This window comes from Verrucomicrobiia bacterium, from assembly GCA_023953615.1.
Lineage (GTDB): Bacteria > Verrucomicrobiota > Verrucomicrobiia > Limisphaerales > JADLHS01 > JADLHS01.
Window position 1 is genome coordinate 572,876 of sequence record JAMLJH010000002.1, and the last position, 13,930, is coordinate 586,805.

Sequence of the window (13,930 nt, forward strand, 5' to 3'; positions counted from 1 at the left end):
CGCTGGAGAGCAGGCGTGATACCAAGTATTGCGGCGGGCGGCGGCTATTTCGCGGGCACTGGCGGAGCGGCGGTGCTGGCGCGAGGCACCAATTCCGCCGGTAACCGCCGGTTTTCCACCGCCTTGCCTTGCAGCAATTGCAGCATCATTTCCACCGCCACAATGCCCATCCGGTATTTCGGCTGGCGCGCGGTGGTCAGCGGGACGCGAAAATGTTTGGCCAGCAGACCGTTGCCAAATCCCGCCACCGACAAATCCTGCGGGATGCGCAATCCTTGTTGTTGCAACGTCTCGACGCAACCGATGGCCACCAAATCATTCGCGGCTTGGATGGCCGTTGCCGCGCATTTCTCGTTGGCGAATTGAAGTGTCGCTTTCGCGCCATCTTCAATCGTGCTGCCCGCGTGAAAGACGAGGGCGTCATCCACTTCCAGATTGGCTTCGCGGTGCGCGCGCCGAAAACCTTCGTAGCGTTCCTGCGCCCAAAGTGCGGGGAGCGGTCCCGTGAAATAGGCGATGCGGCGATGTCCCAATTCCAGCAGGTGCCGCGTCACCGCCTGGCTGGCGGGCAATTCATCCGTTTGCACACACGGGAATTGATTGCAGAACGCCGCGGGCGAACCCAGCACCACCGTGGGCGTTTTGCTCGCGGTCAGGGCTTGATAAATTTTGCCGGTGCTTTCCATGCGGTACACCGGCGCGACAAAAATTCCATCCACCCGTCGCGCCAACAGGCGCCGGATGCAGAGTTCTTCGCGCTCAATTTTGTCGTGCGTGTGGCACAACAGTACGTCGTAACCGCTTTCGCGGGCGCGTTCTTCCACCGCATAAATCAACCGATAAAACACGGGATCGGTCGTGGAAGGAACCACCAAGCCGAACAGTTTGGTGGCACGGGTGCGCAGGCTTTGCGCGCTCGAATCGGGCACATACCCCATCTCTTTGGCCGTGGCCTTGATGAGATTCCGCGTTTTGGCGGCGACATCTGGTTGATCCCGCAACGCCTTGGAAACAGTCATCACTGAAACCCCGACCCGGGCCGCTATGTCAACAAGTCGAACCATGACTTTGGGTTGGTAAATTAAAAATTCGTTCCGCGCCAGTGTAACTTGCGGCGTAACGCGGCAAAAAAGGAACTGTCCGCCAGGTGGATTAACCGGGTCGTGTGCCGGCTGCGTTGCACCACGACTTCATCGCCCGGCGACAGGCTGCCGATGATTTCGCCATCGGCGCTCAGCAACATCCGCGCGCGCGAATTGGCCGGGCGGATGCGGATTTTCGCGCTCAACGGAACGATGAGCGAACGGTTCGTCAACGTGTGAGGGCAAATGGGCGTTAACGCAAAAACTTCGGCCGTGGGTAAAACCACCGCGCCACCCGCCGCCAGTGAATAGGCGGTCGAACCCGTGGGCGAACTGACAATCAAACCGTCACACCGATACCGCGTCAGCGGGTCCTGGTTCACGTCCACCTCCAGATCAATCAAGCGCGCCACTTCGCCGCGTCCCACCACGATGTCGTTGAGCGCCAGTTGCCGCAGCTTGCGCCCGGCGACCAGGGCATTGGCTTCGATCAGCGCCCGTTGCTCGAATTTGAAGCTGCCCCGCCAGATGAGACTCAGCGCCACTTCCAATTCCGAAGAGGGCACTTCCGTGAGAAAACCCAGCCCGCCGATGTTCACTCCCAGCAACGGCGTGGGAATGCCTGCCGTCTGCCGCGCGATCCGTAGCATCGTGCCGTCGCCGCCGAAGACGATCAACAAATCCACCGTCTGCGCCAGCGCCTCGATCGAGTCGCAAACTTTGATCTGGAGGCGCGAACGCCGGGCCGTCTGGGCGTCGGTGTAAAGCGATCGTTTGGTGGCTTGAATCAGTTGCGCGGCGCGATGCACCACCTGCGCGCACGCCGCCTTGTCGGGATTGCCGATCAATCCGACCCGCCGAAATTTGTCAGTTGTTTTTTTCAATTAAAATCAGAAATTCCTTGTTGCCTGCCGGACCGAGCAGCGGCGAGGTCGTCATTCCCACCCAGCTCCAACCCGGTTGCGTTGCAATGAAAGTCTTTATTTCCTCAAGCACCCGTTCATGCACTTCCGGATCGGTAATGACGCCCGCCCCACGATCCGCCTCCGCTTTTCCGGCCTCGAACTGTGGTTTGACCAGCGCGATGAGTTTACCGCCGGAGCGCAGCAAAGCAACGGCTGGCGGCAGAATTTTTTGCAGCGAAATGAACGAACAATCAATCACCACCAGGTCCACCGGTGCAAACGGCGGCGGCATGGCGGCCGGGGTGAGGTGCCGCGCATTGGTTTTTTCCATCACCACCACGCGCGGGTCCTGGCGCAGTTTCCACGCGAGTTGACCGTGCCCCACGTCCACCGCATACACCAACGCCGCGCCCGCCTGCAACAGACAATCCGTGAAGCCTCCCGTCGAAGCGCCGAAATCAATCGCGCGACAACCCTGCGCGGACACCTGAAAATGCTCCAATGCGTGCGCCAGCTTGAGTCCGCCGCGACTGACAAACGGCTCGCGCGACGCCAAAGCCAGCTCTGTCTTGCCGCCGACCGCATCGCTGGGCTTGCGCGCCGGCTGACCGTTGACCAACACCTGACCCGCCATCACCAGACGTTTGGCCTGTTCGCGACTCGCGCAAAGGCCGCGCTCCACCAACGCCTGATCCACCCGCATCATGCCGGCAGGTTAAACTCCCGCCGCGAAAAAATCACGCTCGAACCCGGACTGCCCCTGACAACCGGTCGGTGTGATCCCCCCGCCACCAATCGGCGCTTGCGTTGTAATTGACGGGGCAACCTTTGGAATGAGCCGGGTGTCTCGTGCGGATCGGGTGGAAGAATTTTGCGGCGCGAGCCTTATTCCCGATGTGGCTCAAGAGGATCTGATGCGGCGGATGTAGCCAGTAAACGTGCCCTCGGCGAGCCGGTTAAATTGAGATTTCAAAGCGGTTCGCGGACGGCTATTTTCTCCGCCATGTCTGTGATTTTGATAGACAAAGATTTTTTGGCCAGCGCGACGGCTGTCAGGCCCGGCGCCGCGACCACGGAGATGGTTGCCGCATTTTTGCGGCGGAATTGCTCTTTAGCCTAGATTGAATTTATGCCCGACGAGAATCAACAATCGAACCCACCCCGTCCGCCGCAGCCGAACGCAGATCGCAAAACGCTCGATGATCGCGCGAAGATGACCGAACTGGAACGCCTCCGGCACTCGTGCGCCCACGTCATGGCCACCGCCATTCTGCGGCTCTGGCCCGAGGCTCAATTTGCCGCCGGGCCGCCCGTTGAAAACGGCTTCTATTACGACGTGGATTTGCCGCATCGGATTTCACCCGAGGATTTTGCCACGATCGAGGCCGAGATGAAAAAGGAGATCAAGGCGAATAATCCGTTTGAAAGAATCGAGGTCAGCCGCGAAGAGGCGCAAAGAGACGCAAAAAGCGGAAGACTTGGCGGGTTAACCGAGCGGCCCGGCAATCCTAGCAAGTTCAAGATTGGCAACCTGGAAGCCATTCCCGAAGGCGAGCCGATCACCTACTACAAAAATGGCGATTTCGTTGACCTCTGCGCCGGACCGCACGTGATGCGCACCGGGAACATCGGCGCTTTCAAGCTCACTCACGTAGCCAGCGCCTACTACAAAGGCGATGAACGCAATCCGCAACTCCAGCGCATCTACGGCACGGCGTTCAAGAACAAGACGCAGCTCGACGAGTATTTCAAAATGCTCGAAGAGGCGAAGCGTCGCGATCATCGCAAGATCGGCGCGGAGATGGGGCTGTTCGCGATTGACACGGAATACGTCGGACCGGGCATGCCGCTGTGGTTGCCGAAAGGCACGGTGCTGGTGGAGGAACTGGAAAAGCTCGCGAAAGAAACGGAATTTGCCGCCGGCTACGTCCGCGTCCGCACGCCGCATTTGGCGAAGGAAAAAATGTATAAAACCTCCGGCCACCTGCCGTATTACGCGGAGTCAATGTTCCCCGCGATGCAGCTTCCACTTGAGGGTTCTGCAAAAGCAGCACATGAAGCAAGGGTCAAAGGAGCTTTGCTCTTTGTAGGTAGTCTAAATGGAAAGCTTGATGAGGTCCGAAAAACGAAGGAGTCAAATCCTGACTCCGATGAGGCATACGCAAATTACGAAAAAGTTGAAGCTGAGTATTTGAAAGCCTGTGATGAATACACGGAATTGAACAAGGGAAGTTCTGACGAACGTTACTACCTCAAAGCCATGAACTGCCCGCATCATCACCGCATTTTTGCGGCGGAGCCGCGCAGCTATCGCGACTTGCCGCTGCGCCTCGCGGAATACGGTTGCTGCTATCGCTACGAGCAATCGGGCGAGTTGTTCGGCCTCATGCGGGTGCGATCGCTCAATATGAACGACGCGCACATCTATTGCACCGAAGAGCAATTTGAAGCCGAGTTCAACGCGGTGAACGAGATGTATCTCAAGTATTTCAAGATTTTTGGCATCGAGAAATACGTGATGCGTTTCAGCAAACACAGCCGGGAAGGGCTGGGCAAAAAGTACGTCAACGAACCGGAGTTGTGGCTCAAGACCGAGGACATGGTGCGCAACGTCCTGAAAAGTTCGGGTATCAATTACGTCGAGGTCGAAAACGAGGCGGCGTTCTACGGGCCGAAGATTGACGTGCAGGTGTGGAGCGTCATTGGCCGCGAGTTCACGCTGGCGACGAATCAGGTGGACTTCGCCGTGCCCGCCAAGTTTGGTCTGACGTATCGCGACAAGGATAATACCAACAAGACGCCGTTGTGCATCCATCGCGCGCCGCTGGGCACGCACGAGCGGTTCATCGGTTTTCTCATCGAGCATTACGCGGGCAACTTCCCGCTCTGGCTCGCTCCGGATCAGGTGCGCGTCATCACGCTCAATGACGACGCGGCGTTGATTGACTATGGCCGGTCCCTCGTGAACGAACTGCGCGCGAATCAAGTGCGCGTTGATTCCGATTTCGGCGCCACGCCGTTCAAGGCGAAAATCGCGGATGCGGAAAAACTGCGCGTCCACACCATGCTCATCATCGGCGCGCGGGATCTGGAAGCAGGGAATGTTTCCGTGCGTCTGCACCATGGCGGCCCACAAGGCGCGAAGCCGAAGGCGGAAGTCATCGCGGACATTCTGGCGGACATCAAAGAGCGGAGGGCTTGAATTGGCTGCTCCTCGTTTCGCGCTTGCCGCAATTTCAACAAAAGAACTATTCTCGCGTCATTGTGAAAGCGGCAACTGCAATCTTTCTCGCCGTTTGTCTCGCAGTCGCAGCCGCGAGTGTCAGTGCCGCAGACCAAAAGCCATCGAATAGGCCCGCAGCAAATTCCGAAACGAACGCTGCAAATTTCAAGCAACCGCGCACGCTCGCCGAACTTCTGGCGCTTCCGCCCGATCAGCTTGAAAAAGTTGACATCGCACTCATCAATCTTCTGTGCGCCGAAGGACTGCGCGTTCATGTATGCGGCAGTCCGCGATTGGGAATGGCCTATCACGCATACTCTGACAGCCTTTCGCCTTCGCATACTGGCTTCCAAACGTGGTATGGGCCGTGGAAAGCTCCCCTTAAATTGAGCCAGGTGTTATGAGAGACTTGGGCGGCGCGAAGCGCCGCCCAGAACTCTGATAGCATGAAACGAACACGACACCGTCCTGAACAAATAGTGACGAAGCTCCATCAAGCGGCCACGGAACTGGCCGGGGGCAAGAAGATTGAGGAAGTCTGCAAGAGCTTGGCGATCAGCCCGGCGACGTATCACCGCTGGCAAGCGCAATACGGCGGGGCGGATGTGAACACCGTGAAGGAACTCAAAGCCTTGAAAGAGGAAAACGCCCGGCTCAAGCGGCTGGTGGGGACGAGTGCGAACGGCAGCCAGCGGCGCGTGGCGACGCGACCCAACGAAGTGTGGAGCTACGATTTTGTGAGCGACCAGACGAGCGACGGGCGGCGGTTGAGGTTTTTGTGCGTGGTGGACGAGTTTACGCGGGAATGTCTGGCGTTGGCAGTGCGGCGCAGTTTCCGGGCCAAGGAAGTGATTGCGGTGCTGGCGGGATTGATCGCCCAGCGCGGCGTGCCCGCGCATTTGCGGAGCGACAACGGGCCGGAGTTTGTGGCCCAAGCCGTGCAGGCGTGGCTGAAAGCCAACGCGATTGGGGCGCTGTATATCGCGCCGGGCAGTCCGTGGGAGAATGCGTATGTGGAATCGTTCAACAGCCGGTTGCGGGACGAACATCTGAACCGCGAAGAATTTGCCTCCCTGTTGGAGGCGCAAGTCCTGGCCGCCGGGTGGCGGCGGGACTACAACGAAGCGAGGCCGCACTCGGCGCTGGAGTATCTGGCACCGGCGGTATTCGCGGCGCGCTGGCGCGCTCCGGTCGGGGCTACGCCCCTCCCTGCGCACGCCAGCGCGGAAACCCTGAAACCATGAACCAAAACTCTCATTGCACTTGGATCAACAAATGGGGGCTTGCCAGCCGTGGGAAGGATATTTGGTATTTGGTGCTTCCGGTTACTGGAATTATGTTCAACAGCACGAAGCAGGTGAAACAATGCAGGTTTACCAAGGAATGCGCGACTCGGTTAAAGGTTCAGTGAGCGGGCAATTCCAAGGAACATTGGATGAAATCTTAAAACCGTGAAAGTTCCCGCCACTGTCGTTGGAATTGGTTTGAGCGTGTTTTGCATAGTCGTCGGTTTTTTTAGCGGATTGATTCTTGCCGGATGGGGGATTTGCGCTGTTGATTTTTCGTGGGGATTAGTCGGTGGAGTTGCGACAGTCGCTTTTTTACTATCGCTTGCGGCAGGAGCAGCCATTCCTAAATGCTGGTGGTTGTCTGCTATTTTGTTTTCAATTCCCATTTGCTTGCCGTTTGTAACCAGAGAATGGTCGCGAGGTGTTGCCTCCGTGATTTGCATTGTGACAGCATTCGTCGCTGCACGCTTGGGTCGCTATTGGAAACTTCAAACGGCGGCAAGCCCAAAATAGCCAAACAGAATGAAGGCGAAAGGCCGACTATGAACGCCATTCAAAAAGTCGTTCTCACCATCACCGCTACAATCATCGCTGTTGCCGACGCCCACGCTGGCCGCTGGCTTTCTCACGACCCGATTCAAGAAGGCGCAGGTTTTGTAGAGCGTGATTCAATGCCAATGATTGATTTTATCGGGAGCGAACCGAATCTTTATGCGTTCATCGGCAATGCGCCAATAAACTACATTGATCCCTTTGGGTTGGAGCGAATTGAACTTTGGGTGTCTGCTTTTATCAGCCCAAGCGAAATTCAATTTTGGTATTACTCGAATCGTCGCGCATTCTGGCATGGGGATGATCGTGGTTTTAATCCGGGAACTAGGCCCATGTCGTCCCGTGCGTGGCATTGGGTTGTCGTCGAAACTGATCCGAGTAAAAATCCAAGGGTTGCGAACATTTCAGGATCTGGTTTAACGACCGTTACCACTTACACAGCGTTCGGCATTGAAACAACCCGAACTGGACTTGCTGATCCACCGCCCGTTGCAACCATAACAAGAAACGGCTGCAAACTGAATGTGAGCTTGTCGGCGAATTCCGGGAATCCTTTGATTTTCGGAGCACCGCACATCAAATACTCATACGACTTTGTTTTCGATGTGGAAAAAGGACAGATGACCGTTTCAGGGTCGCACGGAGCGTTTCCGTGGCACGAAGTCACCACAACCAAAGGGCAAGCAGAACAATTTAGTCCTGCCCCCGGCTCATCGCCATGGGATCTCCGCAAACCACCAACTCCCATTACAGCCAAAATGTTCACGATAGAAAAGTATCCCTGCTGTGAAACAAAATAGGCGCAAAGTTGGGATCGTAAGAGGCATCGCAATATTATTTGCGATGGAAGTTCTGTTTTTTTTATTTGCCTACATAGCTGCATTCATAGATATCGCATCAAACGACGGAATGCATGAAGGTTTTCGCATGGCGTCTGGCGTGTTTTATGGTTGGTTCGCATTTGTTGTGCTCGGTTTGATTGCGTGGGCGGTCTGCATGTTAATTTTGATTTTCATCAGCAGAAACCGGTTGCCAGAACAGCAAAAGTGACCGGGCTTGGGTTAGAACTGAATTCATTTTGCCAAACCAGCGGAAAGTTTTACCCAAGTTGAACCAAGTTATCGCCAGAAGACCGAGGACATGGTGCGGCGCGTGTTGCAGGAGAGTGACACCATGCTCATCATCGGCGCGCGGGATCTGGAAGTGGGGAATGTTTCCGTGCGTCTGCACCATGGCGGCCCACAAGGCGCCAAACCGAAGGCGGAAATCATCGCAAAGATTCTGGCGGACATCAAAGAGCGAAGGGCAGGATGAAAATTGTCCTCGATATCCAACTCCCCGAAGGGGTCGCCCGCCAACTGCGCGAGTGCGCGGCCCGTGAGGGCGTGACGGTAGAGCAACTGATGTCTTCCGCTGCGGCGGAAAAGTCGGTAGAGTGATGACTCAACCCACAGATAATGGCGGATGGGAAATCTTGGCCAACTTTAACATCACACTTAAATGCAAAGGGTCGATTGGAGGCGAAAAAGCTCATCCGGCAATCAATATTGTCAACGGTCCGGGCAATCCGTTTACGACGAGCTTTCCACCGTCGAACAGATGAAACGCTTTGCGCACCTCCCATTTGTTTTGGCAGTGCTACTATTCGGTAATCTGGGCTGTTCGCGTAAAAGCGATTCGGCTGAAGGGCAACACCACGAGACAATGACGACTTTTATTACTCTTAAGCCTCTGAGCACCATAACGAATGCCGCACCATTCCGAGCGACGGTCGTTTCGAAGCAAATCGAGAAACGGCCAAATGGAGATGGCACGATTGCGAGTGTAGAATTACGAATGCCGGACAAAACGGTTTTTGCAATTGGCCAAAGCAGAGCAACACTGATTGAAATTGAGTTTTTGAGCACTCTCGAAGTTGGTCGGGAGTATTCCTTTCCGGATGTCTTTACGGAGTGGGAAAAGCAGCGATAGCTTTGGCCGCGAGCATCATAGCCACCTACGATGTTTCGTTTTCAATCGGTGATGGCTTGCGTCCCGGTTCAATTGCCGACGCCAACGAGGCGGCGTTCTATGGCCCGAAGATTGATGTGCAGGTGTGGAGCGTCATTGGTCGCGAATTCATTCACCAGCCCGTTTTTTGAACCTGTGGCTGCCATGGATATAGAGAACGGAGTTGCAGTCTCGTGTGATTAAACATGAAAACCCTCGACCGCCAAAAGCTGGATGTTGTCCACCAGATGCGGAGCAATCCCGCGTTGCGGGATTGCTGCGGCCAGTTCGCGCCAGAGTTTATCATTTCAATGGCCAACGAAACGTGGTAATACAGCGTCATGCGCAACATTGATTCAGCCATCGGGAAGATTTTTCAAGGCGATGCGCTGTCGTTCATGCGCGAATTGCCCGGCGAGTCGTTTGACCTCGTGATTTGCGACGGGCCTTACGCGGTCACAACGCACGAGTGGGACAACGTACGGGATATCCAGCACTTCAATCTCGAATTGCTAAAAGCTTTTTCCCGGCTGCTCAAACCCGGCGGCGTGGCCTATTTGTTCGGCAAACCGGAGTGCGTGGATTTCATTGATTACCGTCCGTGGCTGACGCTGCAATCCAAGCTGGTGTGGTATCAGCCCAGCCGGCTGGCGCAGGGGCGGATTTCCTATACGAACAATTACGACGTGATTTGCTACTTCACTAAGGGGAAGGCGAAGACGTTCAACCTCGACGATATCCGGGTGCCGCAATTGGTGGAGTTGGAGCATCGGCTGCGCTGCGAGCGTGTGCCATCCGTGCGCAATGGTAAGTATGGCAAAACGGCGTTCCATCCCGACGGCAAAAATCCAGGCGACGTGTGGGGCGACATCAAGCAGCTCACCTACAAGTCGAAGGAACTCGTCAGCCGCGAAATGCTGAACACGATTCAGAAACCGGAACGGCTGATGGAGCGCTTGGTCAAAGCCAGTTCGAAGCTCGGCGACCTGGTGTTTGATCCTTTTTGCGGGGTGGGAACTGTACCGGTGGTTTGCGAGCGGCTTCGGCGAGGATTCGTCGCATGTGAAATCAATCCTAATTACCGTCGGATTGCGGAGGAACGGATTGCGAAGGCAGCGATTGGTAATGAGTCGTCGGAGAACCTTTTTGATTTAGCAGGCACGGTGCGAACCGGGAAATCGGTGACTTCTCAGGTCTGCGTGGTGTGAACGACTTTGCCGTTTTGTTGCGCCCATTTGATGGTGAAACCCACATGGGAAATTTCATTCCGGCTCGCATCCAATTGTCGTTCAGCCTCGCGTAACATCACGGCTACAGGTATTTCGTAAATGGTGATGACGGCCAATGGGTCTTCCTTGTCGAAGATCGCACAGTAAATCGCGGAGTTGCGCGTGATCCGTTCTAGTGATTTTGCCCGCTTGTCCGCCGGTGACTTGAACATACGGTCGAGTTGAAACGTGCCGCCATCGAAACAGGAAAGATACTCAAATTTCCGGTTTGGATTTGCCGGATCGTAAGCATCGGGTTCGTGTTTCGTACGATGGACTTCGTGGCCGAGAATGTCCGCAACCACCAACTCCTTCACAAGACCCGGCTGAAGCAGGTTTTTGAAACCATGCTGGGCGGCAATTTCTTGCGCTTTACGAACGTAGTTAATGATCTGAGCGATGTAGTTCACAGAACGTGCCGCAGGGTATCACTTCGGGTTTCCCTGTCGAGGGCTCAAGACATCGGCAGAGAGCTATCACATGGTGTTCGACGAACCAGGATTGATGTGTTCGCGGACTGCGGCAATAAAGCGGTCGATTTTATGATATACGGATTCATCGAATGCGTGTCATAACGCTGCGGATCAATGATTGTGCGCGGGACGTGGAAGCGGGGAATGTTTCTGTGCGTCTGCACCATGGCGGCCCACAAGGCGCCAAGCCGAAGGCGGAAGTCGTAGCGAAAATCCTGGCGGACATCCGGGAGCGGAAGGGGTAATCGAGACCCGGACTCGTCTTAAGCGTTGGTGAGTTCGTTCAGGCGATACCTGAGGCGCGGCAATGGCACAATATGAACCAACGCGGCAGCGGCGGTTCCGGTCGGCTCCATGGAGCCGACCTTGCCGACTACGTCTTGGAACTCCTCCAATGTCTGACCGAGGCGGGCGTTGAACTCGGCCGTTTCCGCAGCCACCACGGTTTCTTTTCTGGCTTGATTGACAAATTCGTCGTCCGAAGCCGCCGCATTGGCGCCGTGGTTGGCGAAGAATTCGGCAAAGTCCGCAATCACCGAAAGCGTTGTGGGAATGTCCAACACGATCGCGGTCTTGCGGCGTGGGTTCAAAGCGAGGCGGGCAAAAATCGGACGGGGTCGTCCCGCGACCGCGACCTTGAGTTCCTGCCATTCATATTCGGAGTTACTTTCTTTGGCCAAAGATTTGAGCCATTCCTCGTGCCGCTCCGGATTCACATCCGCGAGGGTTGTCGGAATCCCAATCAACACGCCACCGATCCGGTAGTCTCCGAATCGGATCACCTCGGTATGAATCGGGTGATGGCGATCCCGGATGGCCAGAATCAACGGGCGGATGAAGTTGAAGTAATATCCGGCGGCCAGACCGCGGGCGAGATTGTAGGACTCCGTTTCCGACCGCGCGCTATCAACGCGCCTGAAGATCAGAATCGCCGCCAGCACAAACGCTCCGAGGCCGCCGAGAATGGATGCGAGCGGTTCGAGCCAGTTGGACGCGTCTTGTGCCGTTCCTCTCGCAAGACCATCCCAAAGCCACCAAATGGAAAAGGCAAAGGAAGCGGCGAGAAACAGGGCTCCCTGCCACGGCCAGGCGGTGAGAATGATCTTCCAGCGGGGATTTGGCTTCGGTCGCATCGCCCCAATTCTTGAGGTCAAACCGGCTGAAGCAAGAATCAATTTTACCATGCAAGAGATGGATTGGAATTGATTACCGGCGCCGCGGCGCTGGTATTACGCGGCGACCAAGTCTGGCTTGAAAAATAGGATCGCGCGTTCCCGGACAAGCTGGGCATTTTTCTCGCCGCTGCTGACGAGGTCGTTATGAAATTCGTGGTTGCGCTTTGGGCATGTTCGAAGAATCCGACTCGCCGCGCGCACGCGGATGCGTCACGATGCTTTCATGCGACTGAAGTTGCGCCTCATCTCGTTGCTGCCAGTTCTGGTGTGGATATCACTATCCGCTACCGGCCAGGTCACGGATTCATGTGACCCGATCCGAACCTTCGCTGACGGCAAACAGCCGTTGCGCGAGATTTTTGTCTCGCCTGTGGGAAACAACTCCACCGGGAATGGCACTCAGGCGAATCCCTACAAAACCATCGGCCGCGCTTTGCAGGGGGTGCAGCCCGGCGATGCCATTCGGCTGTTGCCCGGCAATCACGTGGCCGGTAATTCGATTGGAAACTTTGCTGGAACGGCGGAGTCGCCTATTTGGATTGGCGGTGTGCCGGGGCAACCTCGTCCGGTAATCAGTGGCGGCGGCACGGCCATTCAGCTTTCAAAAGTTCGTTACGTGGTTCTGGAAAATCTCGAAGTCAGCGGCGCGACCGCCAATGGCATCAACTGCGATGACGGCGGCGATTACGCAAACAGCAACGCAACACATCACGTCATGTTCCGCAATCTTTACTTTCACGACATCGGCACGGGCGGCAACAACGATGGTTTGAAACTTTCGGGCGTGAACGATTACTTCGTGCTCGATTGCGAATTCGCCCGAATGAGCGCGGGAGGCAGCGGCATTGATCACGTGGGGTGTCATCGCGGGTTGATCGCGCGCTGCGCGTTCACGGACGCGGGCAGCAATTCGATTCAATGCAAGGGCGGCAGTGAAGACCTGGAGATCCGTTGGAATCGCTTTACCAACGGCGGCGCTCGCGCCATCAACATCGGCGGCTCGACCGGCTTCGAGTATTTCCGTCCACCGCTTGATCCCGCCGGACCGAACTCGGAATCCCGGAACATTCGGGTGATTGCGAATCTGTTTCGCGGGTCCGAGGCGCCCGTGGCGTTCGTCGGCACGGTCCATTCGCTGGTCGCGAACAACACCATCATCGAGCCAGCCCGCTGGGTGTTGCGCATTCTGCAGGAGACCGTTTCCAGCGGCGGTTACACGTTTTTGTCCTGTGGCAGCAATCAATTCGTCAACAACCTGATTTACTTTGATCGCTCGCAAATCAGCACGTTTGTGAACGTGGGCGCAGATACGGACGCCGCATCGTTCCGGTTTGCGAACAACCTCTGGTATGCGTTCAATCAACCCGGCCAATCGCAGCCATCACTGCCCGTGGCGGAAACGAACGGGGTTTATGGACTCGACCCGTTGTTCGCGGATGCGGCTGCGGGGGATTTCGCGGTCGCGACCAACAGTCCGGCCGCAGCCAAGGGGCAGCGTTTGCCCAAAGTGTGGGCGGACAACCTGGAGCATTGCTACGCCAATCCGCCAAGCATCGGCGCGTTCGAAGCGAAACCACCGCGTCCGGATCGCGTGGATGCGGATGGTGATTTCATGCCGGATTTGTGGGAGGCGGACAATGGGCTGGACCGTGACGATCCCAACGACGCCGCGCTTGATGCGGACAATGACGGCTTGAGTAATTTCGCCGAATACCTGGCCGGCACGAACCCCAACGATTCCCAATCAGTATTTGCGTTACGCTCGCCGCAACTTGCGGACGGCAGCTTCTTGTTCCGCTACGCAACCGTCCCGGGCCGGACGTATCGCGTGCAAACGCGTGATCCGGTCAGCGTCGCGCCATGGATGGATGCCGCCATAACCGATGGGACGGGGGATGACCTTGAGTTTCGCGAATTGGTCTCAACTGCTGCGCGGATGTTTCGGGTGAGAGTTGAACTGGCCACGGAATAAGC

The 13,930-nt window shown here is 56.3% G+C and carries 17 protein-coding genes; 11 read left to right on the forward strand and 6 right to left on the reverse strand.

All coding sequences use genetic code 11. The features are described from left to right. Positions 1-44: 44 nt before the first annotated feature. From M9920_12800 to M9920_12810, 3 genes are read right to left on the reverse strand one after another with little or no spacing between them, the layout of a single operon-like run. Positions 45-1,064 (reverse strand): LacI family transcriptional regulator, encoded by a 1,020-nt coding sequence (locus tag M9920_12800; protein ID MCO5053169.1) that lies wholly within the window; start codon positions 1,062-1,064, stop codon positions 45-47. A 17-nt stretch (positions 1,065-1,081) separates the two neighbouring features. After that, on the reverse strand, positions 1,082-1,966 hold the full coding sequence (locus M9920_12805) for an NAD(+)/NADH kinase (protein ID MCO5053170.1): 885 nt from the start codon (positions 1,964-1,966) through the stop codon (positions 1,082-1,084). Further along, positions 1,950-2,693, reverse strand: coding sequence for a TlyA family RNA methyltransferase (locus M9920_12810; protein ID MCO5053171.1), 744 nt, complete (start codon positions 2,691-2,693; stop codon positions 1,950-1,952). The genes M9920_12805 and M9920_12810 overlap by 17 nt, the downstream gene beginning before the upstream one ends. Before the next feature lie 423 nt (positions 2,694-3,116). Between M9920_12810 and M9920_12815 the strand changes: the two genes are divergently transcribed. From M9920_12815 to M9920_12825, 3 genes are read left to right on the forward strand one after another with little or no spacing between them, the layout of a single operon-like run. Continuing rightward, positions 3,117-5,189 (forward strand): His/Gly/Thr/Pro-type tRNA ligase C-terminal domain-containing protein, encoded by a 2,073-nt coding sequence (locus M9920_12815; protein ID MCO5053172.1) that lies wholly within the window; start codon positions 3,117-3,119, stop codon positions 5,187-5,189. Beyond that, the gene (locus M9920_12820; protein ID MCO5053173.1) at positions 5,186-5,614 is read left to right on the forward strand and encodes a hypothetical protein; all 429 of its coding nucleotides are present in this window, start codon (positions 5,186-5,188) and stop codon (positions 5,612-5,614) included. The genes M9920_12815 and M9920_12820 overlap by 4 nt, the downstream gene beginning before the upstream one ends. Before the next feature lie 42 nt (positions 5,615-5,656). Next, positions 5,657-6,454 carry an IS3 family transposase gene (locus M9920_12825; protein ID MCO5053174.1) on the forward strand — a complete coding sequence of 266 codons (798 nt, stop codon included), beginning with the start codon at positions 5,657-5,659 and terminating at the stop codon, positions 6,452-6,454. Between the two features lie 152 nt (positions 6,455-6,606). Here the strand turns inward: M9920_12825 and M9920_12830 are convergent, their stop codons facing one another. Continuing rightward, on the reverse strand, positions 6,607-6,942 hold the full coding sequence (locus tag M9920_12830; protein MCO5053175.1) for a hypothetical protein: 336 nt from the start codon (positions 6,940-6,942) through the stop codon (positions 6,607-6,609). 99 nt (positions 6,943-7,041) lie between these two features. On the opposite strand from M9920_12830, the gene M9920_12835 reads away from it, so the two are divergent. The 6 genes from M9920_12835 (at position 7,042) to M9920_12860 (ending at position 10,248) form a co-directional block, all read left to right on the forward strand. Beyond that, the gene (locus tag M9920_12835) at positions 7,042-7,851 is read left to right on the forward strand and encodes a hypothetical protein (protein MCO5053176.1); all 810 of its coding nucleotides are present in this window, start codon (positions 7,042-7,044) and stop codon (positions 7,849-7,851) included. 43 nt (positions 7,852-7,894) lie between these two features. Beyond that, positions 7,895-8,101, forward strand: a complete 207-nt coding sequence (locus M9920_12840) for a hypothetical protein (GenBank protein ID MCO5053177.1) — start codon at positions 7,895-7,897, stop codon at positions 8,099-8,101. A gap of 90 nt (positions 8,102-8,191) precedes the next feature. Next, positions 8,192-8,365 carry a hypothetical protein gene (locus M9920_12845; protein MCO5053178.1) on the forward strand — a complete coding sequence of 58 codons (174 nt, stop codon included), beginning with the start codon at positions 8,192-8,194 and terminating at the stop codon, positions 8,363-8,365. A 186-nt stretch (positions 8,366-8,551) separates the two neighbouring features. Then, on the forward strand, positions 8,552-9,022 hold the full coding sequence (locus M9920_12850) for a hypothetical protein (protein MCO5053179.1): 471 nt from the start codon (positions 8,552-8,554) through the stop codon (positions 9,020-9,022). A gap of 2 nt (positions 9,023-9,024) precedes the next feature. Then, entirely contained in the window at positions 9,025-9,192 is a 168-nt protein-coding gene (locus tag M9920_12855) for a phosphomethylpyrimidine synthase ThiC (protein ID MCO5053180.1), read from the forward strand. Between the two features lie 189 nt (positions 9,193-9,381). Then, positions 9,382-10,248, forward strand: coding sequence for a site-specific DNA-methyltransferase (locus M9920_12860; GenBank protein MCO5053181.1), 867 nt, complete (start codon positions 9,382-9,384; stop codon positions 10,246-10,248). Here the strand turns inward: M9920_12860 and M9920_12865 are convergent. After that, a complete protein-coding gene (locus tag M9920_12865; protein MCO5053182.1) occupies positions 10,230-10,718 on the reverse strand; it encodes a hypothetical protein in 489 nt (162 codons plus the stop codon). The genes M9920_12860 and M9920_12865 overlap by 19 nt on opposite strands. Before the next feature lie 152 nt (positions 10,719-10,870). On the opposite strand from M9920_12865, the gene M9920_12870 reads away from it, so the two are divergent. Beyond that, complete coding sequence (locus tag M9920_12870; GenBank protein MCO5053183.1) at positions 10,871-11,026, forward strand: hypothetical protein; 156 nt, start codon at positions 10,871-10,873, stop codon at positions 11,024-11,026. 18 nt (positions 11,027-11,044) lie between these two features. Here the strand turns inward: M9920_12870 and M9920_12875 are convergent, their stop codons facing one another. Then, a complete protein-coding gene (locus tag M9920_12875; GenBank protein ID MCO5053184.1) occupies positions 11,045-11,914 on the reverse strand; it encodes a hypothetical protein in 870 nt (289 codons plus the stop codon). A gap of 265 nt (positions 11,915-12,179) precedes the next feature. On the opposite strand from M9920_12875, the gene M9920_12880 reads away from it, so the two are divergent. After that, a complete protein-coding gene (locus M9920_12880; protein MCO5053185.1) occupies positions 12,180-13,928 on the forward strand; it encodes a hypothetical protein in 1,749 nt (582 codons plus the stop codon). Positions 13,929-13,930: the final 2 nt, after the last annotated feature.

What these genes read in the sequence shown, in the direction of transcription:
- M9920_12800 (MCO5053169.1), bottom strand. Translation starts at nt 1,064, where the DNA reads ATGGTTCGACTTGTTGACATAGCGGCCCGGGTCGGGGTTTCAGTGATG.
- M9920_12810 (MCO5053171.1), bottom strand. Translation starts at nt 2,693, where the DNA reads ATGATGCGGGTGGATCAGGCGTTGGTGGAGCGCGGCCTTTGCGCGAGT.
- M9920_12815 (MCO5053172.1), top strand. Translation starts at nt 3,117, where the DNA reads ATGCCCGACGAGAATCAACAATCGAACCCACCCCGTCCGCCGCAGCCG.
- M9920_12825 (MCO5053174.1), top strand. Translation starts at nt 5,657, where the DNA reads ATGAAACGAACACGACACCGTCCTGAACAAATAGTGACGAAGCTCCAT.
- M9920_12830 (MCO5053175.1), bottom strand. Translation starts at nt 6,942, where the DNA reads ATGCAAATCACGGAGGCAACACCTCGCGACCATTCTCTGGTTACAAAC.
- M9920_12835 (MCO5053176.1), top strand. Translation starts at nt 7,042, where the DNA reads ATGAACGCCATTCAAAAAGTCGTTCTCACCATCACCGCTACAATCATC.
- M9920_12840 (MCO5053177.1), top strand. Translation starts at nt 7,895, where the DNA reads ATGGAAGTTCTGTTTTTTTTATTTGCCTACATAGCTGCATTCATAGAT.
- M9920_12845 (MCO5053178.1), top strand. Translation starts at nt 8,192, where the DNA reads ATGGTGCGGCGCGTGTTGCAGGAGAGTGACACCATGCTCATCATCGGC.
- M9920_12850 (MCO5053179.1), top strand. Translation starts at nt 8,552, where the DNA reads ATGCAAAGGGTCGATTGGAGGCGAAAAAGCTCATCCGGCAATCAATAT.
- M9920_12860 (MCO5053181.1), top strand. Translation starts at nt 9,382, where the DNA reads ATGCGCAACATTGATTCAGCCATCGGGAAGATTTTTCAAGGCGATGCG.
- M9920_12870 (MCO5053183.1), top strand. Translation starts at nt 10,871, where the DNA reads ATGCGTGTCATAACGCTGCGGATCAATGATTGTGCGCGGGACGTGGAA.
- M9920_12875 (MCO5053184.1), bottom strand. Translation starts at nt 11,914, where the DNA reads ATGCGACCGAAGCCAAATCCCCGCTGGAAGATCATTCTCACCGCCTGG.
- M9920_12880 (MCO5053185.1), top strand. Translation starts at nt 12,180, where the DNA reads ATGCGACTGAAGTTGCGCCTCATCTCGTTGCTGCCAGTTCTGGTGTGG.